This is a genomic window from Streptomyces sp. NPDC107517 (assembly GCF_055582645.1).
Genome location: NZ_JBVJPM010000012.1, coordinates 146909 through 170409, shown reverse-complemented (window position 1 = coordinate 170409; position 23501 = coordinate 146909). Strand labels below are relative to the sequence as shown.

The 23501-nt window shown below is 71.7% G+C and carries 22 protein-coding genes; 5 read left to right on the top strand and 17 right to left on the bottom strand.

Annotated features, from left to right (window positions below; translation table 11 throughout):
• Positions 1–70: 70 nt before the first annotated feature.
• Positions 71–1150, bottom strand: a complete 1080-nt coding sequence (gene dapE, locus ACZ67T_RS26630) for a succinyl-diaminopimelate desuccinylase (protein ID WP_326711321.1) — start codon at positions 1148–1150, stop codon at positions 71–73.
• Positions 1151–1212: 62 nt separating this feature from the next.
• Between dapE and ACZ67T_RS26625 the strand changes: the two genes are divergently transcribed.
• Together ACZ67T_RS26625 and ACZ67T_RS26620 are read left to right on the top strand one after the other, a co-directional pair.
• Positions 1213–2139: a heavy metal transporter gene (locus ACZ67T_RS26625; RefSeq protein WP_469987498.1), complete on the top strand. Its 927-nt coding sequence runs from the start codon at positions 1213–1215 to the stop codon at positions 2137–2139.
• A 300-nt stretch (positions 2140–2439) separates the two neighbouring features.
• Positions 2440–2898, top strand: coding sequence for an ATP-binding protein (locus tag ACZ67T_RS26620; RefSeq protein ID WP_469987497.1), 459 nt, complete (start codon positions 2440–2442; stop codon positions 2896–2898).
• 95 nt (positions 2899–2993) lie between these two features.
• Here the strand turns inward: ACZ67T_RS26620 and ACZ67T_RS26615 are convergent, their stop codons facing one another.
• Together ACZ67T_RS26615 and fdxA are read right to left on the bottom strand one after the other, a co-directional pair.
• Entirely contained in the window at positions 2994–4097 is a 1104-nt protein-coding gene (locus ACZ67T_RS26615; RefSeq protein WP_469987496.1) for a bifunctional succinyldiaminopimelate transaminase/glutamate-prephenate aminotransferase, read from the bottom strand.
• Positions 4098–4212: 115 nt separating this feature from the next.
• Positions 4213–4533, bottom strand: coding sequence for a ferredoxin (gene fdxA / locus ACZ67T_RS26610; protein ID WP_030573070.1), 321 nt, complete (start codon positions 4531–4533; stop codon positions 4213–4215).
• Positions 4534–4673: 140 nt separating this feature from the next.
• Here fdxA and ACZ67T_RS26605 point away from each other — a divergent pair, with 140 nt between their 5' ends.
• Together ACZ67T_RS26605 and ACZ67T_RS26600 are read left to right on the top strand one after the other, a co-directional pair.
• Positions 4674–5699, top strand: coding sequence for a GNAT family N-acetyltransferase (locus tag ACZ67T_RS26605; protein ID WP_469987495.1), 1026 nt, complete (start codon positions 4674–4676; stop codon positions 5697–5699).
• An 11-nt stretch (positions 5700–5710) separates the two neighbouring features.
• Positions 5711–6550 carry a transglutaminase family protein gene (locus ACZ67T_RS26600; RefSeq protein WP_469987494.1) on the top strand — a complete coding sequence of 280 codons (840 nt, stop codon included), beginning with the start codon at positions 5711–5713 and terminating at the stop codon, positions 6548–6550.
• Between the two features lie 4 nt (positions 6551–6554).
• Here the strand turns inward: ACZ67T_RS26600 and ACZ67T_RS26595 are convergent, their stop codons facing one another.
• From ACZ67T_RS26595 to ACZ67T_RS26560, 8 genes are all read right to left on the bottom strand, one after another.
• Positions 6555–7169: a response regulator transcription factor gene (locus ACZ67T_RS26595; protein ID WP_127831307.1), complete on the bottom strand. Its 615-nt coding sequence runs from the start codon at positions 7167–7169 to the stop codon at positions 6555–6557.
• Positions 7166–8338, bottom strand: a complete 1173-nt coding sequence (locus tag ACZ67T_RS26590) for a sensor histidine kinase (RefSeq protein WP_469987608.1) — start codon at positions 8336–8338, stop codon at positions 7166–7168. The genes ACZ67T_RS26595 and ACZ67T_RS26590 overlap by 4 nt, the downstream gene beginning before the upstream one ends.
• A gap of 5 nt (positions 8339–8343) precedes the next feature.
• The gene (locus ACZ67T_RS26585; RefSeq protein WP_469987493.1) at positions 8344–9084 is read right to left on the bottom strand and encodes an ABC transporter permease; all 741 of its coding nucleotides are present in this window, start codon (positions 9082–9084) and stop codon (positions 8344–8346) included.
• Positions 9081–10001: an ABC transporter ATP-binding protein gene (locus ACZ67T_RS26580; protein WP_469987492.1), complete on the bottom strand. Its 921-nt coding sequence runs from the start codon at positions 9999–10001 to the stop codon at positions 9081–9083. Before ACZ67T_RS26580 ends, ACZ67T_RS26585 begins: the two co-directional genes overlap by 4 nt.
• A 144-nt stretch (positions 10002–10145) precedes the next feature.
• A complete protein-coding gene (locus ACZ67T_RS26575) occupies positions 10146–12092 on the bottom strand; it encodes a hypothetical protein (protein ID WP_469987491.1) in 1947 nt (648 codons plus the stop codon).
• A gap of 143 nt (positions 12093–12235) precedes the next feature.
• Positions 12236–12715: a DUF6113 family protein gene (locus tag ACZ67T_RS26570; RefSeq protein WP_469987490.1), complete on the bottom strand. Its 480-nt coding sequence runs from the start codon at positions 12713–12715 to the stop codon at positions 12236–12238.
• On the bottom strand, positions 12715–13608 hold the full coding sequence (gene mshB, locus ACZ67T_RS26565; protein WP_469987489.1) for an N-acetyl-1-D-myo-inositol-2-amino-2-deoxy-alpha-D-glucopyranoside deacetylase: 894 nt from the start codon (positions 13606–13608) through the stop codon (positions 12715–12717). Before mshB ends, ACZ67T_RS26570 begins: the two co-directional genes overlap by 1 nt.
• A 30-nt stretch (positions 13609–13638) precedes the next feature.
• Complete coding sequence (locus tag ACZ67T_RS26560; protein WP_100596611.1) at positions 13639–13833, bottom strand: hypothetical protein; 195 nt, start codon at positions 13831–13833, stop codon at positions 13639–13641.
• Between the two features lie 165 nt (positions 13834–13998).
• On the opposite strand from ACZ67T_RS26560, the gene ACZ67T_RS26555 reads away from it, so the two are divergent.
• Positions 13999–16134 (top strand): S9 family peptidase, encoded by a 2136-nt coding sequence (locus ACZ67T_RS26555; RefSeq protein WP_469987488.1) that lies wholly within the window; start codon positions 13999–14001, stop codon positions 16132–16134.
• 156 nt (positions 16135–16290) lie between these two features.
• On the opposite strand, the gene ACZ67T_RS26550 is transcribed toward ACZ67T_RS26555, so the two are convergent.
• The 6 genes from ACZ67T_RS26550 to ACZ67T_RS26525 all read right to left on the bottom strand — a co-directional run bounded on the left by ACZ67T_RS26550 (position 16291) and on the right by ACZ67T_RS26525 (position 23363).
• On the bottom strand, positions 16291–17364 hold the full coding sequence (locus tag ACZ67T_RS26550; protein WP_469987487.1) for an ABC transporter ATP-binding protein: 1074 nt from the start codon (positions 17362–17364) through the stop codon (positions 16291–16293).
• Complete coding sequence (locus ACZ67T_RS26545) at positions 17357–18331, bottom strand: ABC transporter ATP-binding protein (protein ID WP_469987486.1); 975 nt, start codon at positions 18329–18331, stop codon at positions 17357–17359. Before ACZ67T_RS26545 ends, ACZ67T_RS26550 begins: the two co-directional genes overlap by 8 nt.
• A 6-nt stretch (positions 18332–18337) precedes the next feature.
• A complete protein-coding gene (locus ACZ67T_RS26540; RefSeq protein WP_469987485.1) occupies positions 18338–19351 on the bottom strand; it encodes an ABC transporter permease in 1014 nt (337 codons plus the stop codon).
• Positions 19344–20267: an ABC transporter permease gene (locus ACZ67T_RS26535; RefSeq protein WP_469987484.1), complete on the bottom strand. Its 924-nt coding sequence runs from the start codon at positions 20265–20267 to the stop codon at positions 19344–19346. The genes ACZ67T_RS26540 and ACZ67T_RS26535 overlap by 8 nt, the downstream gene beginning before the upstream one ends.
• A gap of 63 nt (positions 20268–20330) precedes the next feature.
• The gene (locus tag ACZ67T_RS26530) at positions 20331–21965 is read right to left on the bottom strand and encodes a peptide ABC transporter substrate-binding protein (protein WP_469987483.1); all 1635 of its coding nucleotides are present in this window, start codon (positions 21963–21965) and stop codon (positions 20331–20333) included.
• Positions 21966–22049: 84 nt separating this feature from the next.
• Positions 22050–23363, bottom strand: coding sequence for a serine hydrolase domain-containing protein (locus ACZ67T_RS26525; protein WP_469987482.1), 1314 nt, complete (start codon positions 23361–23363; stop codon positions 22050–22052).
• Positions 23364–23501 lie beyond the last annotated feature (138 nt).

The window sequence follows — 23501 nt, the reverse complement described above, 5'->3', positions numbered from 1 at the left end:
CTGCTCCCTCCACTGCGTACGTGCAGCAAGGGTAGGTCTACGCGGGTTACGCGCGGGGGACCTCGGAGTGTCAGGCCGTGAGCCAGGAACGCAGACGTTCCTCGGCGGCGAGGATCTTGCGGGTGTCCACGTGCTCGTCCCTCTTGTGGGCGAAGATCGGGTCGCCGGGACCGTAGTTCACGGCGGGGACACCGAGCGCGCTGAACCGGGAGACGTCCGTCCAGCCGAACTTGGGGCGGGCCTTGCCGCCGACGGCCGCCATGAACGCGGCGGCGGCCGGGTGGTCGAGGCCGGGACGGGCGCCGCCGGTGTGGTCGTCGACCACGTAGTCGTCGATGTCGCAGCCGGCGAAGAAGTCCCGGACGAAGGCCTCGGCCTCCTCGGCGCTGCGGTCGGGCGCGTAGCGGAAGTTGACGGTGACCGAACAGGCGTCGGGGATGACGTTGGTGGCGACGCCGCCCTCGATGCGTACGGCGTTGAGGCCCTCGTGGAACCGGAGTCCGTCGACGACGGGCTTGCGGGGCTCGTACGCGGCGAGGCGTTCGAGGATGGGGGCGGCCTTGTGGACGGCGTTGGAGCCCATCCACGCGCGCGCGGAGTGCGCCCGCTCGCCCTTGGTCGTCAGGATGACGCGCAGGGTGCCCTGGCAGCCGCCCTCGACCTCGCCGTCGGTGCCCTCCAGGAGGATCGCGAAATCGCCCTCCAGCCAGTCGGGGTGGGCTTCGGCCACGTGTCCCAGACCGTTGAGGTGCGCGGCGACCTCTTCGTTGTCGTAGAAGACGAACGTGAGGTCGCGGTTGGGCTCGGTGACGGTCTGCGCGATGCGCAGCTGGACCGCGACGCCCGACTTCATGTCGCTGGTGCCGCAGCCCCACAGGACGCCGTCCTCGTCGAGCCGCGAGGGGACGTTGTCCGCGATCGGGACCGTGTCGATGTGCCCGGCGAGGATGACCCGCTCGGCGCGCCCCAGGTTCGTGCGCGCGACGATGTTGTTGCCGTACCGGTCGACCGTGAGGTGCGGCAGGGCGCGCAGGGCCGTCTCGATGGCGTCGGCGAGGGGCTTCTCCTGCCCGCTCGGCGACGCGAAGTCGACCAGCTGGGCGGTGAGCAGCGCGGCGTCCCGCGTGAGGTCAAGGGCGGTGAGGTCCATGGCGTCGACCCTAATGCCCGGCGGCCTCGGGCCCTGTCGGTGGCCTCCAGTACCTTTGACGCGTGCCTGAGCCCCCCACCCTTGTCCGGCGCGGCCGTCTCCTCCGTATCGGGGCGGCCGTCGTGGTGCTGCTCGCTGTCGCCGCGTATCTGATCGTCCAGTACGTCTCGGGTGGCAGACCGGCCCCGCGCTGCACGGTCGTCTCGGGGAACGGCGACGGCGCGTCCTACGCGTTCACCTCCGAGCAAGCGGTGAACGCGGCGACGATCTCGGCCGTCGGCACCTCGCGCGGCATGCCCGAGCGCGCCGTCACGATCGCGCTCGCGACCGCGCTCCAGGAGTCGGGCCTGCGGAACATCCACCACGGCGACCGCGACTCGCTGGGCCTGTTCCAGCAGCGCCCGTCGGAGGGCTGGGGCACACAGGAGCAGATCATGGACCCGGTGTACGCGGCGGGGCGGTTCTACGAGCACCTGGACAAGATCCCGGGCTATTCGCGGCTGCCTCTGACGGTCGCCGCGCAGCGGGTGCAGCGCAGCGGCTATCCGCAGGCGTACGCGAAGCACGAGCCGGACGCCACGCTGCTCGCCGCGGCGCTGACGGGCCGGGCGGGTGCCTCGCTGACCTGCGAGGGGCGGCCGAGCGGCACGGAGGTCAGGAAGCCGGGCGATCCGGCGAAGGTGCGGGCGGCACTGGTGCGCGACTTCGGGCGCGGGGTGTCGCCGGCGGCCGGCGCGGGCGGACATGACGTGACCGTCCCGGTGCCCGCCACGATGGACTCGGCCGAGGGCGGGGAGCGGCAGCGCGGCTGGGAGCTGGCGCACTGGGCGGTGGCCAACTCCTCGGCGCTGCGCATCGAGCGGGTGTCCTACGCGGGCCGCGACTGGATCGCGGGCGACGACGGCGGCAAGTGGAGCGGGGCGGCGGCGCAGGCCGCGGCGGGGGCCGAGAAGGGCCTCGGAGAGGTCCGGATCGTCACCGCGCAGTAGTGCGGTTGATAGCTCGATCGGGCGATGTACGTCAGCTGAGGACGACGCCCCTCGCGGTTCTTCGCAGGACCCGTGGGCATATGCGGAAATCCCTTGCGGGCAAAGGGGCGTAGGCGTTTTACGACGTCGCGGAGCGCGTGGCGTTTGCCCGTTTTTCGCCGCAGATGATAATGCGACACATTGCCAACTCTTTACGTTGCGCGGGCGAAACCTTCGCGACCTTCGAGCGGTAGTCACTGCGTCCGAGCGCCGGGCACCCGACGCCGGACACCACCGTTCTCTCCCGTCTAAGGAGCATCAATGTCCCTCCCCCTGACCCGCCGGATCGCCCGTGCCGCGCTGCTGATCGCAGCGGGAGCGGCTCCCGTGGTCGGAGCGGCCGGATCCGCGAGCGCCGTAGACCTCCCGGCCACCCCGAACGTGGGCGGCCTCACCGCGCTCGACGGCGCGAACGTCGGCAACACCGTCGACGGCGCTGCCCGGAACGCCAGCGGCCTCGCGGGCGACACGGCTAGCAAGGCCGTGAAGAAGGCCGTGCCGACCGCCGGCAAGGCCGTGGGCCAGAGCGCCAAGACGGTCGCCCCCGCCGCCCAGAAGGCGGCCGGTGACGTCGCGGGCAGCGCCGGTGACGTGGTCGGCAAGACCGCGGGCACGGCCACCGGCGGCGGCCTCCCGACCGACGCGCTCGGCAGCGGCCTGCCCACCGGCGCACTCCCCGCCACGGGCGAGCTGCCGACGCAGGGCCTGCCGCTCGGCTGAGCATCCGGCACACAGTGAAAGGGGGCGGGGAGCCTGTGACGACAGGCTCCCCGCCCCCTTCGCTGTGCCGTGAGCCCCGGCTCAGGCGCCCCGGCTCAGGCGCCCTGGCTCAGGCGCTCGACCGCCGCGGCCACGCGCTCGTCGCTCGCCGTCAGCGCCACACGGACGAAGCGGTCGCCCGCGGGCCCGTAGAAGTCGCCGGGCGCGACCAGGATCCCCAGCTCCGCCAGGTGCGCCACGGTGTCCCAGCAGGACTGGTCGCGCGTCGCCCACAGGTAGAGGCTCGCCTCGCTGTGCTCGATGCGGAAGCCGTGCTTCACCAGGGCCTCGCGCAGGGCCGTGCGGCGGGCGGCGTAGCGTCCGCGCTGCTCCTGCACGTGCTCGTCGTCCCCGAGGGCCGCGACGACGGCCGCCTGCGTCGGGGCGGACGTCATCATGCCGCCGTGCTTGCGGATCTCGAGCAGGTCGCCGAGGACGGCGGCGTCTCCGGCCAGGAAGGCGGCCCGGTAGCCCGCGAGGTTCGACCGCTTCGAGAGCGAGTGGACCGACACGATGCCCTCGTACGAGCCGCCGCAGACGTCCGGGTGCAGGACCGAGACCGGGTCCGCCTCCCAGCCGAGCTCGATGTAGCACTCGTCGGAGAAGACGAGGATGCCGTGCTCACGCGCCCAGGCGACGATCCGGGTCAGCTCGTCCTTGGACAGGACGCGGCCGGTCGGGTTCGAGGGCGAGTTGAGCCACAGGAGCTTGATCCCCGCCGGGTCGAGCTCTGTCGGGTCGTCGTACGAGACGTGGTCCGCGCGGGCCAGGCGGGCGCCGACCTCGTACGTCGGGTAGGCCAGACGCGGGTAGGCGACCTTGTCTCCGGGGCCGAGGCCCAGCTGGGTGGGGAGCCAGGCCACGAGCTCCTTGGAGCCGACGATCGGCAGGACGTTGCGGTGGGTGAACCCGCGCGCGCCGAGGCGCCGCTCGCTCCAGCCCACGAGCGCGTCCCGCAGTTCGGGCGTGCCCCACACCGTGGGATAGCCGGGCGAGTCCGCGGCCGCCAGCAGCGCTTTCTGGATCAGCTCGGGCACCGGGTCGACCGGTGTGCCGACGGAGAGGTCGACGATCCCGCCCTCATGGGCGGCGGCCGTCTTCTTGTACGGCTCGAGCTTGTCCCAGGGGAACGTGGGAAGGCGGTCGGAGACTGCGGACACCTGACTCACTTCTTTCGTACGTGTCGCTCGTACGTGCATGCGTACTTGGGTAAACGCCTCGGTCCCGTACGGCGGGTGTGCCGTACGGGACCGGGGCGGTGCGATATGCGGCCGCTTACTGGTTCTGCGGCGGAAGCGCGGCGATGAAGGCGTGGTCGCGCTCGATCAGGCCGAGCTTGCTGGCGCCGCCGGGCGAGCCGAGCTCGTCGAAGAACTCGACGTTCGCCTTGTAGTAGTCCTTCCACTCTTCGGGAGTGTCGTCCTCGTAGAAGATCGCCTCGACCGGGCAGACCGGCTCACAGGCTCCACAGTCGACGCATTCGTCCGGGTGGATGTACAAGGACCGGGAGCCCTCGTAGATGCAGTCGACCGGGCACTCCTCGATGCACGCCTTGTCCTTCACGTCGACACAAGGCTGCGCGATGACGTAGGTCACGCTGTCGTTCCTCCTCGGTAGGGCGCGGCGGGCCGATCTGCGGCTCGTCCGCGTGGCGCGCGGGAGCGCGGCGTCGTCGATGCCCGCACCTAGTATCTCCGTTCCTGGGCATGATCCGAACAGGAGGGGTGGACAGAGCTGTGGAATTCACTGCGGGCGGACGGCTCGAGCTTCGCTTGACGGCCTCTGACGTGGGAAAACGTGTCTCAGTGCGACGACTGACCGAGGTCGGCTCGCCGGGTGCGAAGTTCACCGACACGGTCGGGGTTCTCACATCGTGGAACGATGGTGTGCTGCTCATCACAAAACGAGACGGAGAGCAGGTCCACATTCCGGAATCGTCGCTGGTCGCGGGCAAGGTCGTACCGGCCGCGCCCGCCCGGCGCCGCGGGCCCGCCGCGTCGTACGAGGAGCTGGCGCGGGCTGCCGCGCGCGCGTGGCAGCCGGTGGAGAGCGAGCGGCTCGGCGGCTGGGAGCTGCGGGCAGCCGGCGGGTTTACGAGGCGGGCCAACTCGGTGTTGCCGCTGGGCGATCCGGGGCTCCCCCTCGACGAGGCGCTCACGCGCGTCCGTGCCTGGTACGAGCGGCGCGGGCTGCCCGCGTACATCCAGACCGCGACCGGCGCCGAGGGCACGCAGGAGCTGCTGTGCGCGGAGCTGGAGGCGCGGCGGTGGGTGCGTGAGGTGAGCGCGGAGATGTGGGTCGGCGGGCTCGCGCCGGTCGCGGACGGCGTGGACCTCGGCGACCGGGTCGGGCTGACGCGGGAGCCGGGCGAGGCATGGCTCGGCCGGTATCAGCGCAAGGGCGCGAGCGAGGTGGCCCTGAAGGTGCTGACGACCGGGCCGTCGGTGTGGTTCGCGACCGTGCCGGGAGAGGGCGGGGAGCCCGACGCGATCGGGCGATGCGTCGTGGACGGGCGGTGGGCCGGTTTCGCGGCGGTCGAGGTGGCCCCGTCGCGGCGGCGCGAGGGCCTGGCGTCGGGCGTGATGACGGCGCTCGCGCGCCGCGCGCTGGAGGAGGGCGCGTCGGCGGCCTGGCTCCAGGTGGAGGCGGACAATGAAGGGGCCCGGGCGCTGTACGGGCGGCTCGGCTTCGCCGCACACCACGCGTACCACCACTACCGCGCCCCGGAACCGGACCGGGACCCGGATTCGGCCGGACACTGAGCGAGGCACCCATGTCCCCCATCTCACCCCGCTCCGAGGAACTGCGCCGGCGGTTCGCCGAGGAGGCGCGGGCGGAGCGGCCCGATCTGTCTCAGCTGTGCCTGCTGGTGGCCGCCGAGGCGGACGGCTCGCTCGACGAGGCCGGGATGGACGCCGTCCAGATGGACCTCGACCGGCTCGCCGGGCAGGTGCCGTTCCGTCCCGGCGGACCGCGGGCGTGGGCGACGGCGCTGGCCGAGCTGCTGGGGGACCGCTGCGGTTTCCGTGGCACGCCGGGCGACTACGAGCGGCTGGAGTCCTCGCTCCTGCACGAGGTGGTGCGGCGCAGGCGGGGGCTGCCGATCCTGTTGTCGGTGGTGTGGATGGAGGTCGCGCGGCGGGCCGGGGCGCCGGTGTACGGGGTGGCGCTGCCGGGGCACTTCGTGGTCGGGTTCGGACCCGCGCAGGATCAGGTGCTCGCCGATCCGTTCGACGGGGGCCAGGTGCTGACCGGGGCGGACGCGGAGCTGCTCGTGGCCGGTGCGACGGGGGCGCCGCTGAACGCGTCGATGCTGCAGCCTGCCGATCCGCTGGACGTCGTGATGCGGATCCTGAACAACATCCGCGCGTGGGCTGCGGCCCGGCCGGAGCGTTCGGACGTGGCGATGTGGGCGGTCGAGCTGTCGCTGCTGCTGCCCGCGCACCCGGCCCGGCTGCGCTACGAGCGGGCCCAACTCCTCGTCCGCAGCGGGGACTTCCTCGCGGGGGCGGCGGAGCTGGACGCGTACGCGGATGTGGTGGGCGCCGTGGACGCCCCGGCGGCCGAGACCGTACGCGCGCAGGCGCGGGCGGCCCGGGCGATGCTCAACTGACCGGCTACAGCCACCCCTTCTCGCGGGCGATCCGCACCGCCTCCGCCCTGTTGCGCACGGCGAGCTTCTGGATGGCCGTCGAGAGGTAGTTGCGGACCGTGCCCTGGGACAGGTGCAGGGCCGCCGCCAGCTCGGCGTTGGTCGAGCCGTCGGCCGCCGCGCGCAGGATCTCGCGTTCGCGGTCCGTCAGCGGGTTGGCGCCCTCGGCGAGCGCGGCGGCCGCGAGGGTGGGGTCGATGACGCGCTCACCGGCGAGCACTTTGCGTACGGCTTCGGCGAGTTGGGCCGCGGGGGCGTCCTTGACGAGGAACGCGTGGGCGCCGGACTCCATCGCCGTACGGAGATAGCCGGGGCGGCCGAACGTGGTGAGGACGACGACCTTGAGGGCGGGCAGGTGCTCGCTGAGCTGGGCGGCGGCCTCGATGCCGGTCATGCCGGGCATCTCGATGTCCAGGAGCGCCACATCGGGGCCGTGGGCGCGGGCCGCCGCAAGGACCTCGTCGCCGCGCGCCACCTGGGCGACGACCTCGATGTCGGGTTCGAGGCCGAGGAGCGCCGCGAGGGCCTCCCGCACCATCGACTGGTCCTCCGCGAGCAGGACCTTGATCTGAGCGCTCATGCGCCGGATCCTACGGAGCCCACCGGCACCCGGGCCACCAGCAGGAACCCGCGGTCCCGCCCGGGCCCGGCATCCAGGGTGCCGCCGACGCCCTCGACGCGTTCGCGCAGGCCCGTCAGGCCGTTACCGGGTACGCCGCTGCCGCCCCCCGCGGCACCGGCCCCGTCGTCCTCCACCGTCAGCTCCATGACGGGGCCGCCGAGGGTCTGGCGCAGGGCGATGCCGACCGTGCAGCGGTGGGCGCCGCTGTGCCGTACGGCGTTGGTGACGGCCTCGCGCAGGGTCCAGGCGAGGGCGGCCTCCGGTTCGGCGGGCAGGTCGTCGGGCGCGTCCGCGGGGACGTCGGCCTCGATGCCGGCGGCGGCCAGCGCGGCGCGCGCTCCGGCCAGTTCGGCGCCGAGGCGTGCGCGGCGGTAGCCGGTGACCGCCTCCCGTACGTCCACGAGTGCCTGGCGGCTGACCTGCTCGATGTCGGCGACCTGCTGGGCCGCCTTCTCAGGGTGGTCGGGGAGCATGCGGCCGGCGAGCTCGCTCTTGAGCGTGATCAGGGAGAGCGAGTGGCCGAGGAGGTCGTGCAGGTCGCGGGCGAGGCGCAGGCGCTCCTCGTTGGCCGCGAGCTGGGCGACGGTGGCGCGCGCCCGGCGCAGTTCGACGGTCGTGCGCACGAGTTGCCGTACGCCCGTCATCGCGAAGCCGCCGAGGAGGGCGGGCACGACGAGGCCGAGGTCCCAGCCGCGGCCGAGCGGGATCCCGAGGAGGACCATCGCGGCCGTGACCGCGACGATCGACCAGCGGGCGTACCGCATGGGCAGCACTGCCCCGCAGGACACGGAGACGTAGACGAACAGGACGAGCCAGGGGGCGCCGAGCGTGAGGGACATGACGACGGCGACCGCGGCGAGCGCCCCGAGGACCGCGGCCAGCCGCCACAGGCGCATGGCGCGGGCCGTGTGGCGGAAGACGAGGGCCAGGTAGACGCCGACGAAGGCGACCAGGCCGAGCCAGCCGAGCGCGGTGGCCCAGGCCGTGTGGTCGCCGTTGACGAGGTCGTCGATCGGATCCGCCATGAAGACCAGCCAGATGCCGATCCACAGCAGCTTGCGCAGGGCTTCACGCCGGTTGCGGGGCGACTGCCCCATGCCGGTCAGCGTGATCTCGTCCGACGTCATGGCGTTCACGCCTTCAGGGTGTCCTTCCGGTACAGCCAGGCCGCGCCGCCGGCGAAGACCAGGAAGTAGGCGACGATCAGCGTGACGTCCTTGGCGTGCGGGGCGTTGCCCAGCTCGATGGCCTGGCCGAGGGCAGCGTACGCGTGTGTGGGCAGCCACGACGCGATGTCGCTGAGCCACTGCGGGAAGCCGGTCGAGGGGAACCACAGGCCGCCCAGGATCGACAGGCCGAAGTAGACGATCATCGTGATGGGGCGGACGGCGTCGCCGGTCGCGAGGTAGCCGATGGCGACGCCGAGCGCGGCGAAGCAGAGGCTGCCGGCCCAGATCGCGACGACGAGCGCGAGCCACTGCCAGGCGTCGAGCCGTACCCCCTTGGTGACGGCCGCCACGACGAAGACGACGACGATGGACGGCAGGCTGACCACGGCGGCGCCGGCGGTCTTGGCGAGGACGTAGCCGCGCCCGGGGAGCGTCGTCAGGCGCAGCTGGCGTACCCAGCCGCTCTCGCGCTCCTTGGCGATGCGCTCGCTGTTGCCCATGAGGACGGCGGTCAGGGCGCCGAAGGACGCCATCGACACCATCATGAACGCGGCGAGGTTCAGGCCGGTGCCGTCGACCATGGTCGAGCTGTCGGAGCTGCCCGCGATGAGCAGGAACAGGACCGACGGGTAGACGACGGAGAAGAACAGGAACTTCTTGTTGCGCAGCGCCCGGGTGATCTCGAGCTTGATCAGGCTGTTCATGACGTCCTGGCCTCCTCGGCCGTGGTGATGGCTACGAAGGCCTGCTCCAGGCCGAGGCCCGCGACCTCCAGGTTGCGCGGGTAGAGGCCGAGTCCGTACAGGGCGTGCACGGTGGCGTCGGCGTCGCTCGACTGGAGGCGGACGGTGCGGCCCGACACGTCGAGGGTGGTGAGGAACGGCAGGGCGCGCAGGGCCGGTTCGTCGATGTCGCCCTCCAGGTCGAAGGCGACCTTGCGGGCACCCGCCCTGGCCTTGATCTCGGCGGCGGTGCCGTCGGCGAGGAGGCGGCCGCGGTGCAGGACGAGGACGCGGTCGGCGATCGCGTCGGCCTCCTCCAGGTAGTGCGTGGCGAAGAGGACCGTGCGGCCCTGGTCGGCCTGTTCGCGCATCGTGGCCCAGAACGCCTGGCGGGCCGAGACGTCCATGCCGGTGGTCGGCTCGTCGAGCACGATGAGGTCGTTGGCCCCGGCGGTGGCGAGGGCGAAGCGGACGCGCTGCTCCTGGCCGCCGGAGAGCTTGTTGACCTTGCGGTCGGCGATCTGCGCGATGCCCGCCCGGGACAGCACCTCGCCCGGCGTGTACGGCTTGGGGTGCAGGGCGCAGGCGAGCTTCACGAGCTCGGCCACGGTGACCTCGTCCATCAGGCCGCCGCTCTGCAGCATGGCGCCGACGCGGCCCTGGACGATCGCGTCCCGGGGGCTGGTGCCGAAGACGCGGACGGTGCCGGTGTCGGCCGGGCGCAGGCCGAGGAGGAGGTCGAGGGTGGTGGACTTGCCCGCGCCGTTCGGCCCGAGGAGGGCGACGGTCTCGCCCGGGTGCAGTTCGAGGGTGAGCCCGTCCACGGCCCTGACGTCCCCGTAGCTCTTGCTCACCTGCTCGAAGCTGACCACCTCGGTGGCCTGTGCTGTCGTTGTCATGGCATCCATGCTGGCGGGCGGGGGCGGGTGCCCGGCAGTGTCGGGAGGCCGGTGTCCGGGATGACAGATGTCATGTCCGCCTGCGGCAGCACAGCGGGCGGGCCCCATGAAGGGGACCCGCCCGGTATGTGACGTACGTGCCGGCTAGCCCGGGTTGGTCTCGATGGTCCCGGTGCGCTCGGCGGGCGTCTTGCCCCTGAGCGCCTGCCGCATTGCGCCAGCCACGTCGGCCGGGGTCACCGGCGTCTTCTTGCCGGTGCCGCGCGTGATCAGGACGCCGTCGAACGTGTTGCCGTACAGCTTCTTCAGGGCCGGCAGGTCGTAGACGTCGACGAGCTTGCCGTTGACCGCCTTGACGCCGAGGATCTGCGGCAGCGACTTGGCGGGGCCGAGCGGGATCTGGGCGTTGCCCGCCTTGATGACGACGTTCGCGGACATGGCGGGCTGCGCGAACTCCTTCATCATCCGGTCGACCTCGGCGTTCGAGACGGTGGGCTTGCGGGTCGTCGTCGCCATCGGCACGGCCCGCGCGGCGCCCGTCTCCACGTGCGTGCGGTACGCCTCCTCGACGGACGAGGCGGAACGGGCGACGTCGATGCCCTTGCCCGTCTTTCCGTACACGGCGATGGCCTTGCCCGGGACGAACTTGATCGTGCCGTCGCCCGTGGAGGCACCGCCCGCGGCCCGCTCGAGGGCGGCCTGGAGCTTCTCCTCGTCCACGGGCATGACCGGCTCGACGACGCGTTCGTTGCCGAACAGCGAGCCGATCACGGAGACCGGGTTGTAGTCGCTGCCCGCGGCCGCCGCCACCGTCGCCGTGCTGTCCAGGCTCAGGCCCGCCTGGTCCGGCCTGAGCGGCACGGACTTGCCGTCGACCGACAGCTGGAGCGGGTCGGTGGTGCGCTTGGCGAAGGCGGTGTCGAGCTTGGCCGCGGCCTCGTCACGCGTGCCGCCGCCGATGTCGACGCCGAGCACGGTGGTGCCCTTGGGCACGTCCGAGTGGTTCATCAGCAGTCCGGCGCCGTACGCGACACCGACCAGGCCCACGACACCCGCGCCCGCGAGGACGAGCTTGTTGCGCCCCTTCTTCTTGCGGGGCGCTGCCGGGGAGCTCTGCCCGACCGGGTCGGGGAGCTTCGGCGGGGTGTGCGGCAGCGGGCCTTCGGGGCGCGGGCCGGGCGCGAACGGCGCGTTCGGTCCACCGAGGCCCGGCGGGACGACCGGGATGCCGCTGGTCAGCGTCTCGCCGGAGACATGACCGCCCGGGCCCGGCTCGGGCGCGGGCTTCTGCGGCGTCAGGATCGCGGTGTCGTCGCTCATCTGCGGCGGCCGCTGACCGCCGGGAGGGCCGCCCACAGGACCTCCGGGAGGGCCGCCGACAGGTCCGCCGGGGCGGGCCATCGGGCTGTCGCCGCCGGGGCGCGCCATGGGGCTGTTGCCGCCGACGGGTCCCGTGGTCGGTCCCGCGGGGCCGCGCGGGGGGACGCCGGGGCCGGTGCCGTCGGCGTTCCCGGCGAAGTAGGGCAGATCGGCGCGGTGCGGGTCGCCGGAACTCCCGGGCTGCGGCGGGCGGCCGTGCGGCACGGTGGCGCCGCCCGACGGGCCGGGCACCGCACCGGAGTTGCCCGGAGCGGGGCCGTCGGCGGAGGCACCTCCCTGAGGCGGGCCCGACTTGCGCGGCGCGAACCAGCTGCTCGTCTTCTCCTCCGCGGCCGGTGCGCCCTGGCCGTCACCCGAAGGAGCGGCCCGGGGAGCAGGGGGAGCGGGGGTCTCGGGTGCCGGGACCGGCGCGGCGGCCGGGTCCGGGGTGGCGGGTCCCGCGTCCACGTCACTCATGGGCGTGCGCATCACTACGGGGGGGATGGGGCGCGATCCGGGGATGTTGATCCGGATCCGCGTCGTCAGCGTGGTCTCCGTCTTGCGTTCCTCGGGGACGGGCCGGCCGTCGGCGGGCTGCCCGGCATCGCCGGGCGCACCGTCGCCGGACCCGGCGCCCTGGGCGGGGGTGCCGTACGGAGGCGTACCCGAGGGGTACGCGGCACCGCCGCGCCCCTGGGGCCCGGAGGACGAACTGTCAGTTTCACGACTCAAAGCAGGTTCTCCCGGTTGGCTCCGCCGCCCGTCTCGACCTCACGCGGGCTGCTCGGCGGCGCGCACCACCATACTGGCCGCGGCCGGAACGCATCCGGTGACCGCCGACGAAACCCGTGCGGGGCACGGGCCGAAGTGGTACGTCACTTCCCAAGTCGGGCGGCGGGTCGGGGTGGTTGCTGCGGCAGACCGAGCGTGGCGCACATCACAGCGACGGCCATCCCGCCGAGAAGGAACAGATAGGAGCCGGTTCCCGCGCCGAAGAGGAAGTCGCCCTCGGGCCTGGTCGACGTGAGCAGGATGACCGTGACGGCCCAGCCCACGGCGGGCGCGACGGCCCCGCCCCGGGTGCCCGTCGCCCGCGCCCCGCCGAGGAACGTGCCGGCCGCGCCGAGCAGCGCCAGGAGCAACCCGCCCGGAAACAGGCCGCCTTGGACCAGGGAACCCGCCACCCCGACCAGCGCGCCGAGCACGAGGAGCCCCGCCAGTACGGCGATGCGCCCGGCGCCGGGGCCGGTGCCCACCGGCTGGACCGCCGGGCCGGCCGGGGGCTTCGCGGCGCCGCTCGACGCCGCCGCCCGCCCGGACTTGGCCGGGTTGCCCGACTTTCCTGCGCCACTCATCACGCCACCACTCCCGCGAACAGGTCCTTCTCGTAGGGCTCCCCCGCCTCGCCCCGCGCCAGCTCGTAATACTCCACGTCGAAGACCGGCTGGGCGAGTCCGTTCGACAGGGCGAAGACCGGTTCGCCGCCGGGTGCGATCTCGACCTGGGTGGCATGGGCGCGCATCGCGGCGGTCTTGGCCGCGGCGAAGGCCCTGCCGTCGATCTCGGCGGTGACCCGCTCGTCGTCGACGACGCCCGGTACGTCGCCGATCTCGGCCGCGGCCTCGTACGGGGTCGAGCCGAGGACACCGGCCAGCCGGCGGAAGCGCTCCTCGACCACGGAGCGGGGCACGCGGTTCCAGTAGATCTTCGCGACGGTGTGGGTGTCGCCGAGATCCCGGCGGAACGCGGGCTCGGCCGCGAGCTCGGCGGCGCGCATGGCGACGCGGTGGGCCTTGATGTGGTCGGGGTGGCCGTAGCCGCCGTCCGGGTCGTAGGTGACCAGGACCTGCGGGCGGACCTCGCGGATCACCTCGACGAGATGGGCCGCGGCCTCGTCCAGGTCGGCGGCCCAGAAGGCGCCGGGCCGGTCGTTCTGCTCGGCGCCCATCATCCCGGAGTCGCGGAAGCGTCCGGGGCCGCCGAGGAAGCGGTGGTCGGTGACCCCGAGCTCCTCCATGGCGGCGGTGAGCTCGCCCATGCGGTGCGGGCCGAGAATGTCCTCACGGTCCGGGGCGAGGTGCGCGAGGACGTCCGGGATGACCTCGCCCTCCTCGCCGAGAGTGCAGGTCACCAGGGTGACGTGGGCACCGTCGGCCGTGTACTTGGCCATGGTGGCGCCATTGTTGATCGACTCGTCGTCGGGGTGCGCGTGCACGAGGAGCAGACGCCGGCCGGGCAGTTCCGTCATGCGCCCCAGCCTAGGACGTCACGACCGGGCCTAGAACTTGATCCCGCCGATCATGCCCGCGACGTTCGTCGTGAGCTCGCTGATGGTGGGCGCGATGGAGGAGCTGGCGAGGTAGAACCCGAGCAGGACGCAGACGATCGCGTGTCCGGCTTTCAGACCCGACTTCCTGATCAGAATGAAGACGATGATCGCGAACAGCACCACTGCCGAGATCGAGAGTGCCACAGCGGTCCACCTCCCTTGATCCGAGTCCAACTGCCGTACGCCACGCGGGAGCCGACCGGTTCATACCCACGCAGCGCTATGGATCATAACTATCCGTCCCGCCGCATGAGTCGGTGCATGGCAGCAAGGGGGGCGCACGGCGGCACGGCCCCATAGGGTCGGGGGATGACCACCGAGCCTCTCTCCTTTCCGCGCCAGCACGCCCGCACCCAGCGCTTCACGCTCGGCGCACCACGGGCGTTCACGGTGGCGCCCGACGGCGAGCGCGTCGCGTTCCTGCGGTCCGGATCCGGTACCGATCGGGCGAACGCCCTGTGGGTCCTCGATGTGACGTCCGGCGAGGAGCGGATCGCCGCCGATCCCCGGGCCCTTCTGGGCGGCGCCGAGGAGGATCTGTCGCACGAGGAGCGCGCACGGCGCGAGCGCAGCCGCGAGGGCGCCGCGGGCATCGTCGCCTATGCGACGGACGCGGCCGTGGAGCTGGCCGCGTTCGCACTGTCCGGCCGGCTGTTCACGGCGGAGCTGCGCGCGGGCACGACCCGCGAACTCCGCGAGCCCGCACGTCATGGCCCGCTGATCGACCCCCGCCCGTCTCCGGACGGCCGCCAGATCGCGTACGTGTCCGGGGGCGCCCTGCGCGTCGTCGGCGCCGACGGCGAGGGCGACCGGGCCCTCGCCGCTCCGGGCGAGGACGAGACGTCGACGGTCACGTACGGGCTCGCGGAGTTCATCGCCGCCGAGGAGATGGGCCGCTCGCGGGGCTTTTGGTGGTCGCCCGAATCGGACCGGCTGCTGGTGGCCCGGGCGGACGACGCGGCGGTGCGGCGCTGGTGGATCGCGGATCCGGCGCATCCGGATCGGGAGCCTGCCCGCAACGCGTACCCGGCGGCGGGCACGCCCAACGCGCAGGTGCGGCTCTTCGTCGTCGGTCTGGACGGGGCGCGCACGGAGGTGTCGTGGGACCGGGCGAGGTACCCGTATCTGGCGCGGGTGCACTGGTCGGCCGACGGGGCGCCGCTGATCCTCGTCCAGGCCCGTGACCAACTCAGTGAGCTGTATCTCGCGGTGAACGTCGAGGACGGTTCGACGCGCATGGTGCACGCCGACGAGGACGGGCAGTGGCTGGAGCTGTTCCCCGGTGTGCCGTCGTGGTCGCCGAGCGGGCAGCTCGTGCGGATCGCGGACGAGGGCGGGGCGCGGGTCCTCGCGGTCGGCGAACGGCCGCTGACCGGGCCGCAGTTGCACGTGCGGGCGGTCCTGGACGTGGGCGAGGGCGACGTGCTGATCTCGGCGTCCGCGGGCTCGGCGGCGGCGGTCCGGGAGACCGGTGAGGTGCATGTGTACCGGGTCAACGAGCTGGGCGTGGAGCGCGTCTCGGACGAGCCGGGCGTGCACTCCGCGGTGCGCGCGGGCGGCGTGACCGTCCTGGCGTCGGCGCGCACCGACGAGCCGGGCACGCGGGTGCGGGTGATGCGGGACGGCAAGCAGATCGCGTCGGTCGCCTCGCACGCCGAGCGCCCCTCGCTGAGCCCCCGCCTGACGCTCACGGAGGCGGCCGGCATCCCGTGCGCCGTCCTGCTCCCGTCCTCGTACGCGCAGGGCGACGGGCCGCTGCCGGTGCTGCTCGACCCGTACGGCGGCCCGCACGGGCAGCGGGTGCTCGCCGCGCACAATCCGCATCTGACGTCGCAGTGGTTCGCCGATCAGGGCTTCGCGGTGGTCGTCGCGGACGGCCGCGGCACCCCCGGCCACTCCCCCGCCCGGGAGAAGGCGGTCCGCGACGACCTGACGCTCACGCTCGACGACCAGATCACGGCCCTGCACGCGCTGGCCGACGCCTTCCCGCTCGACCTGAACCGGGTGGCGATCCGCGGCTGGTCGTACGGCGGCTATCTGGCGGGGCTCGCGGTCCTGCGCCGCCCGGACGTCTTCCACGCGGGCATCGCGGGCGCCCCGGTCACGGACTGGCGGCTCTACGACACCCACTACACGGAGCGCTACCTGGGCGACCCGAAGGCCGCGCCGCAGGTGTACGCGAAGAACTCGCTGGTCACCGACGACGGTCTGGCCGAGGCGGCGGAGCGGCACCGGCCGCTGATGATCGTGCACGGCCTGGCCGACGACAACGTCGTGGTGGCGCACAGTCTGCGCCTTTCGTCGGCGCTCCTCGCCGCGGGCCGGCCGCACGAGGTGCTGCCGCTGTCGGGCGTGACGCACATGACGCCGCAGGAGCAGGTAGCGGAGAATCTGCTCCTGCTCCAGGTGGACTTCCTGAAGCGCTCGCTGGGGCTGGTCCAGTAAGGCGACCGGCCGGGGCGACATGGCGCGCCCCGGCCGGTCCACGGCACCCGCACGGCCGTACGCTGTTCAGCCTGACGCGTTCGTATATCGGTGCCGCGACGGCCAAGTTGCCTGCGTGTTAACGCAGTTGATGTGCATTTGCCACGACACGTACGCCTACTCGCCGGGAACGACGTGCTTCTCCTCGGCGAAATGGCAGGCCGAGTCGTGCTTCGCCGGTGACTCCCCGATGCGGAACACGGCGGGCACCGCGAGCGCCGGCACCTCCAGTTCGCACCGCTCCTGCGCCTTCCAGCAGCGGGTGCGGAAGCGGCAGCCCGAGGGCACGTTGGCCGGGGACGGCACGTCGCCGGTGAGGATGATCCGCTCGCGGTGCTCGCGCGCTTCCGGGTCGGGGACGGGCACGGCGGACAGGAGCGCCTGGGTGTAGGGGTGCGTGGGGTGTTCGTAGATCTGCTCGTCGGTGCCGGTCTCGACGATCCGCCCGAGGTACATGACGCCGACCCGGTCGGAGATGTGGCGGACGATCGACAGGTCGTGGGCGATGAAGACGTAGGAGAGGTCGAACTCGTTCTGGAGGCTGTCGAGCAGGTTGATGACCTGCGCCTGCACGGAGACGTCAAGTGCGGAGACCGGCTCGTCGGCGACGATGATCTCGGGGCGCAGGGCGAGGCCGCGTGCGATGCCGATGCGCTGGCGCTGGCCGCCGGAGAACTGGTGCGGGTACCGGTTGATGTACTCCGGGTTGAGCCCGACCACGTCCAGGAGGTCCTGCACCTTGCGGCGCCGGTCGCCCTTGGGAGCGACCTCGGGGTGGATCTCGTACGGCTCCCCGATGATGTCGCCGACCGTCATGCGTGGGTTGAGGGACGTGTACGGGTCCTGGAACACCATCTGGATGTTGCGGCGTACGGCCTTCAGAGCGCGCCCGGACAGCTTGGTGATGTCCTCGCCCCGGTACTTGATCTGCCCGGCGGTCGGCCGCTCCAGGTTGACCAGCATCCTGGCGACGGTCGACTTGCCGCAGCCGGACTCGCCGACGATGCCGAGGGTCTCGCCCCGGCCGAGCACGAAGTCGACGCCGTCGACGGCCTTGACCGCGCCGACCTGCTTCTTGAACAGGATTCCCTGAGTGAGCGGATAGTGCTTGACCAGCCCGCTGACCTCCAGGATCGGCTCGCCGGCCGGCACGGGGGCGGCGGCGTGCGCCTCTTTCGCCAGGTCAGCCATCGAGCGTCTCCTTCCAGAAGTAGCAGGCGCTCCGGCGCGTCGGGCTCACCTCGAAGAGCGGGGGGACGTCCGCGCGGCACACGTCCTGGGCCAGCGGGCAGCGCGGGTTGAAGGCGCAGCCGGGCGGGATGTGCATCAGGTTGGGCGGCAGGCCCTTGATCGCGTACAGCTCCTGGCCCTTCTGGTCCAGGCGCGGGATCGATTCGAGCAGGCCCTTGGTGTACGGGTGGGCGGGCGCCTTGTAGATCTCGTGCACGGGCGCCGTCTCGACGATGCGGCCCGCGTACATGACGGCGATCTTGTCGGCGACGTCGGCGACCACTCCGAGGTCGTGGGTGATGAGGATGAGGCCCATCCTGAGTTCGCGCTGGAGATCGGCGAGCAGCTCCATGACCTGGGCCTGGACGGTGACGTCGAGCGCGGTGGTGGGCTCGTCGGCGATGATCAGGTCCGGTTCCAGGGCGAGCGCCATCGCGATCATGATGCGCTGGCGCATGCCGCCGCTGAACTGGTGCGGGTACTGGCCGACCCGCTCCTTGGCGGCGGGGATCCTGACACGGTCCATCAGCTCGACGGCCTTGGCCCTGGCGTCCTTGCGGGACATCCCCTTGTGGACGGTGAACATCTCGCCGAGCTGATCGCCCACGGACAGCACGGGGTTGAGGGAGCTGAGCGCGTCCTGGAAGATCATCGCCATCTTCGCGCCGCGGATCTTGCGCCGCTCGTCCTCCTTGAGCTTGAGGAGGTCGGCGCCCTGGAAGAGGATCTCACCGCCGGTGATCTTCCCGGGCGGGACGTCGAGGATGCCCATGATCGCCTGCGCGGTCACGGACTTGCCGGATCCCGACTCCCCGAGCACGGCGAGGGTCTCGCCCTCGTCGACGGTGTAACTGACGCCGTTGACGGCCTTGGCGATCCCGTCGCGCGTGCGGAACTCCACGTGCAGATCACGCACTTCGAGCAGCATGGGCGCCTACCTCAGCTTGGGGTCGAGGGCGTCGCGCACCGCGTCGCCGAGCATGATGAACGCGAGCACGGTGATCGCGAGGGCGCCGGCGGGCCAGAGCAGCATGTGCGGGGCGTTGCGGATGTACTGCGACGCCGAGGAGATGTCGATGCCCCAGCTCACGGTGGGCGGCTTCAGGCCCACACCGAGGTACGAGAGCGTCGCCTCGAGGGAGATGTACGTGCCGAGCGCGATGGTGGCGACGACGATGACCGGCGCGATCGCATTGGGCAGGATGTGCCGCAGCATCATCCGGGAGTTGGAGGCGCCGAGCGCCCGCGCCGCCTGCACGTAGTCGTTCTGCTTCGCCGTGATGACGGAGCCGCGGGCGATGCGGGAGAGCTGCGGCCAGCCGAGCAGCACCATGAACCCGATGACCGGCCAGACGGTGGAGCTGGTGACCACGGACAGGAGCACCAGGCCGCCGAGCACGACGGGGATGGCGAAGAAGACGTCGGTGATGCGGGACAGGATCGCGTCCCACGGCCCGCCGAAGAACCCGGCGAGTCCGCCGAGGACGCTGCCGAGCAGGGCGACGCCGACGGTGGCGCAGACGCCGACGGTGACGGAGGCGCGGGCGCCGTACACGGTGCGTGTGTAGACGTCGCAGCCCTGGCCGTTGAAGCCGAACGGATGGCCGGGCTGGGAGCCCTCCTGGGCCTTGGCGAGGTCGCAGGAGAGCGGGTTGCCGGAGGCGATCAGCGAGGGCCAGATCGAGATGATCACGAGGAAGACGATGATCAGACCCGAGATGATGAAGATCGGGTTGCGGCGCAGATCGCGCCAGGCGTCCGACCAGAGGCTTCTCGGCTTGCCCGCGGGTCCCGTGCCTTCGGGGCCGCCCGGAGTCCGCTCCAGCGTCCTCCCCTCCTCCGCCGCGAGGTCCATGGCGCCTCCCATCCCTGTCGCGGCGATGGCTCCGTCCTCCGGTACTCCACCCCCGCCCGACGAGTAGGGCTCCGGCGGCTCGGGTTCAGGCATAGCGGATCCTCGGGTCGAGTACGGCGTACAGGAGGTCGACGATCAGGTTGGCCGCCAGGAAGACGAGGACGAGCACGGTCACGAAACCCACGACGGTCTGGGTGTTCTGCCGGAGGATGCCCTGGTAGAGCTGGTAACCGACGCCGTGGATGTTGAAGATCCGCTCCGTGACGATGGCGCCGCCCATCAGGGCGCCGATGTCGGTGCCGATGAAGGTGACGACCGGGATCAGCGAGTTGCGCAGCAGGTGCCGGACGATGACGCGGCGGCGCGGGAGGCCCTTGGCGATGGCCGTACGGACGTAGTCGGCGCGGCGGTTCTCGGCGATCGAGGTCCTGGTGAGCCGGGTGACGTACGCGAGGGAGACCGACGCGAGCACGAGGCCGGGGACGATGAGTTCGGAGAACGTCGCCTCGGTGGACACCGCGGGTTTGATGATCCCCCACTCGACGCCGAGCAGGAGCTGGAGCAGCAGGCCGGTGACGAAGGTCGGGACGGAGATGACGACCAGGGTGAGCAGCAGCACGGTGGTGTCGACGGGACGGCCGCGGCGCAGCCCTGTGACGACGCCGAGCGTGATGCCGATGACGATCTCGAAGAGGATCGCCACGATGGTCAGACGGATCGTCACCGGGAAGGCGGCCGCCATCAGTTCGGTGACCTTCTGGCCGTTGAACGCGGTGCCGAAGTCTCCGGTGAAGACGTTCCCCATGTACGTCAGGTATTGCTGCCAGACGGGCTTGTCGAGGCCGAACTCCTTCTCGAGCTGGGCGGCCGTGGCGGGGTCGCACTGCTTGTCGCCGCACAGTCCCGCGATGGGGTCGCCCATCACGTTGACCATCAGGAAGATGAGCAGCGTCGCGCCGAAGAAGACCGGGATCATCTGCAGCAGACGCCTGATCACATAACGTCCCATACGGGGCTCCGGAATCGGGGGGAGCGACCGTCCGTCAGTGCCCGGACCGCCGCTCCCCAGGCGTCATTTGACCTTGATCTCGTTGTAGACCGGAACGCTGAACGGGTTGAGGGCGACGTTGGAGACCTTGTCGGAGTAACCGGCACTGCCGTTCTGGTACCAGAGCGGGATGGCCGCCATGTTGTCCCTGACGACGCCTTCGGCCTGCTGGAAGATCTTGACGGCCTTGGCGCGGTCGGACTCGGCGTTGGCCTGGTCGACGAGCTTGTCGAACTCCTTGTTGGACCATTTGCCGTCGTTGGACGAGGCGTTGGTGTAGTACAGCGGCTGCAGGAAGTTCTGGATGAGCGGGTAGTCCATCTGCCAGCCGGCGCGGAACGGGCCCGCCATCTTCTTCTGCGTGATCTTGTTACGGAAGTCGGCGAAGGTGCCGGTGGGCAGGCCGACGCAGGCCTTGTCGTTCCCCAGGGCGTTGTTGATGCTGTTGCAGACGGCGTCGACCCACTCCTTGTGGCTGCCGGTGTCGGCGTTGTAGCCGATCTTCACCTGACCGCCGGGCAGGCCGCCGCCCTCCTCGACCAGCTTCTTGGCCTCGGTGGGGTTGTAGTCGCACCCGTCGCCGCACAGCCCGTCCTGGAAGCCGCCGTCCTTGCCGAGGACCGGCGAGGTCCAGTCCGTGGCCGGAGTCCGGGTCTTCTGGAAGATCGTCTCGGTGATCTGCTTGCGGTTGATCGCCATCGACAGGCCCTTGCGGACCTTGTCGCTGTCCGGCTTGTTCCACGCGGGGTCGTAGAACGGGAAGGCGAGCGTCTGGATGATGCCGGCGGGCGTGTTGATGTACCGGCCGCTGAGGTCGGCGTTGACGTTCTTGAGCTGCGAGGCCGGGACGTCGTCGACGAGGTCGAGGTTGCCGGCCGTCAGGTCGGTGTACGCCGTGTTGTTGTCGGTGTAGACCTTCAGGTCCACGCCGCCGTTCTGCGCCTTGTCGGTCCCCGGGTAGGCGTCCCACTTGCGCAGGGACATCTGGGAGCCCTTGGTGTAGCTGTCGATCGTGTACGGGCCGTTGCCGACCGGCTTGCTCACCCACGCGTCGTGGTCGTCGAAGAAGGCCTTGGGGAGCGGTGCGAAGGCCGCGTAGCCGAGGGTGTCGGGCCACAGCGAGAACTTCTGGTTGAGCTTGACCGAGAAGGTGAGGGGGCCGGTGACCTTGAGCCCGGACAGATTGGTGGCGCTCGGGGTGCCGGAGTCGGGGTGGACCTTGTCGTAGCCGTCGATCTGGCCGAAGAAGTAGGCGTTCTTCTGGTTGTTCTTCAGGTTCGCGCCGTAGTTCCAGGCGTCCACGAAGGACTTCGCGGTGACCTTCTCGCCGTTGGAGAACGTCCAGCCGTCCTTGACCGTGATCTTGAAGTTGACCGAGTCCGTCGTCTCGATCTTGTCCGCGAGCATGTCCTCGGCGGCGCCGGTCTTCTCGTTGTACCGCTTCAGGCCGCGGAAGATCATGTCCAGGACCTTGCCGCCCTGCACCTCGTTCGTGTTCGCGGGTTCCAGCGGGTTCTGCGGGTCACCCCAGGACGAACGGACGATCCCTGAGCCTTCGCCACCACTGCCGCCGCCGTCGCCGCCACCGCCACAGGCCGTCGCCGCGAGGGCGACGGCCACCGCGCATACGGCCCACTTGGCGTGCGTGGCTCCACGCATGGAGTGCCTCCTCGGAGTGCTTCTGGGTCCGCGCCTTACGGCACGTAGGCCCAAATATCATCCTTAAAGGCGCATTACGCACTCTCAGCCCGCCCGTACGAGCCGCAGTTCGCACGGGTGGGTCAGCAGGTTGCCGATCAGCCCCTCCCGGTCGCCCTCCTTGTACGCACGGGCCACCCCGGTCAGCCGCCCCTCGTCCGGACGCAGTTCCAGACCGAGCACCGGACTGCTGACCCTCGCGTCGGCGGTGGGCAGCTGTACGGGGAAGGTGCCGCGCAGCGCGAGGGTGGCCGTGGCCTCGACGGGCGCGGTGGCGCTATCGTCGCCGGTGATGAGTTCGGCGCGGGCGCCCGGCAGGATCCGCAGCCGCAGCGGGATCTCGCCCTCCGGTGTCGAGGCGTGGCCCGCCCACTCCCCCTCCTCCAGGGTCAGCGTGCGCACGGGCACGGAGAACACCGGTGAGATCAGTTCGGGCCTGAACCCGGGCACCAGCTCGCCCAGGACGTGGGCGACGACCGCGTCACGGGCCGCCTTCGCCGTCGTGTTCGTCAGGACCGCCACCGACAGGCCCGGTTCCGGCGCCGACACCGCCATCACGGCCACGCCGCCCATGCCTCCGCCGTGGCTCACCAGGAGCGGCCCCGCACCGCGCGAGACGCACCAGCCGAGGCCGTACCCGAGGTGCTCGCCGATCGGGACGGCGTCGAGGACCGCGGCGGCCGTCTCCGGCTTCAGGAGCCGCGGCCAGGACTGGGCGAAGAGGGCGAGCTGAGGTGCCGTCGCCCAGCCGAGCGTGGCGCCGGGATGGCTGGTGCGCAGGCCCTCCGGGTAGGGGCGCCCGTCGGGGGTGTAGCGGGTCGCGGCTCCCGGACAGGCCGTGGCGATGCGGAAGCCGTCGAGCCCGAGCGGCCCGAGGACCCGCTCCCGGGCGTACGTGGCGAGGTCCTGTCCGGTGGCGTCCTCCAGGATCCGGCCGAGGAGCCGGTAGCCGAGGTTCGCGTACTCGAAGCCGGAGCCGGGCGCGCGGTGGAGCCGCGTGTACGGCTCCGCGTCGATCGCCGGCTCGCCCTCCTCGCCGTAGTGGAAGTCGTAGTGCGCACCGAGCCCGCCCCGGTGCCGCAGGAGCTGACGCGGGGTCGCGCCGAGGGGTCCCGGCGCGTCCAGGTCGAGCAGCCCCTCGTCGGCCGCGACGCAGACCGCCGCGGCCGTGACCGGCTTGGTGACGGAGGCGAGGGCGTACGGGGTGCCGACGGCGGCGGGGATCCCGGCGCCGGTGTCGGCGAGCCCGTACGCCTCGGCCCGGATCACCTCGCCCCGCACGGCGACCGCGACCGAGACGGACGGGCACCCGTGCTCCGCCATCGCCTCCGCGCACCGCGCCTCAAGATCGTCCAGCATGTGTGGCCCCTCCCCCTCGCCCGCTCGTTCCTGGATCATCGCCCACACCGTGGCCGCCACGACCGCCGGCCCGGGACACGCCGACGGCCCGGCACCGGTGTGTCACCGGTGACGGGCCGTGGCCGGGCGGAGCGTGGA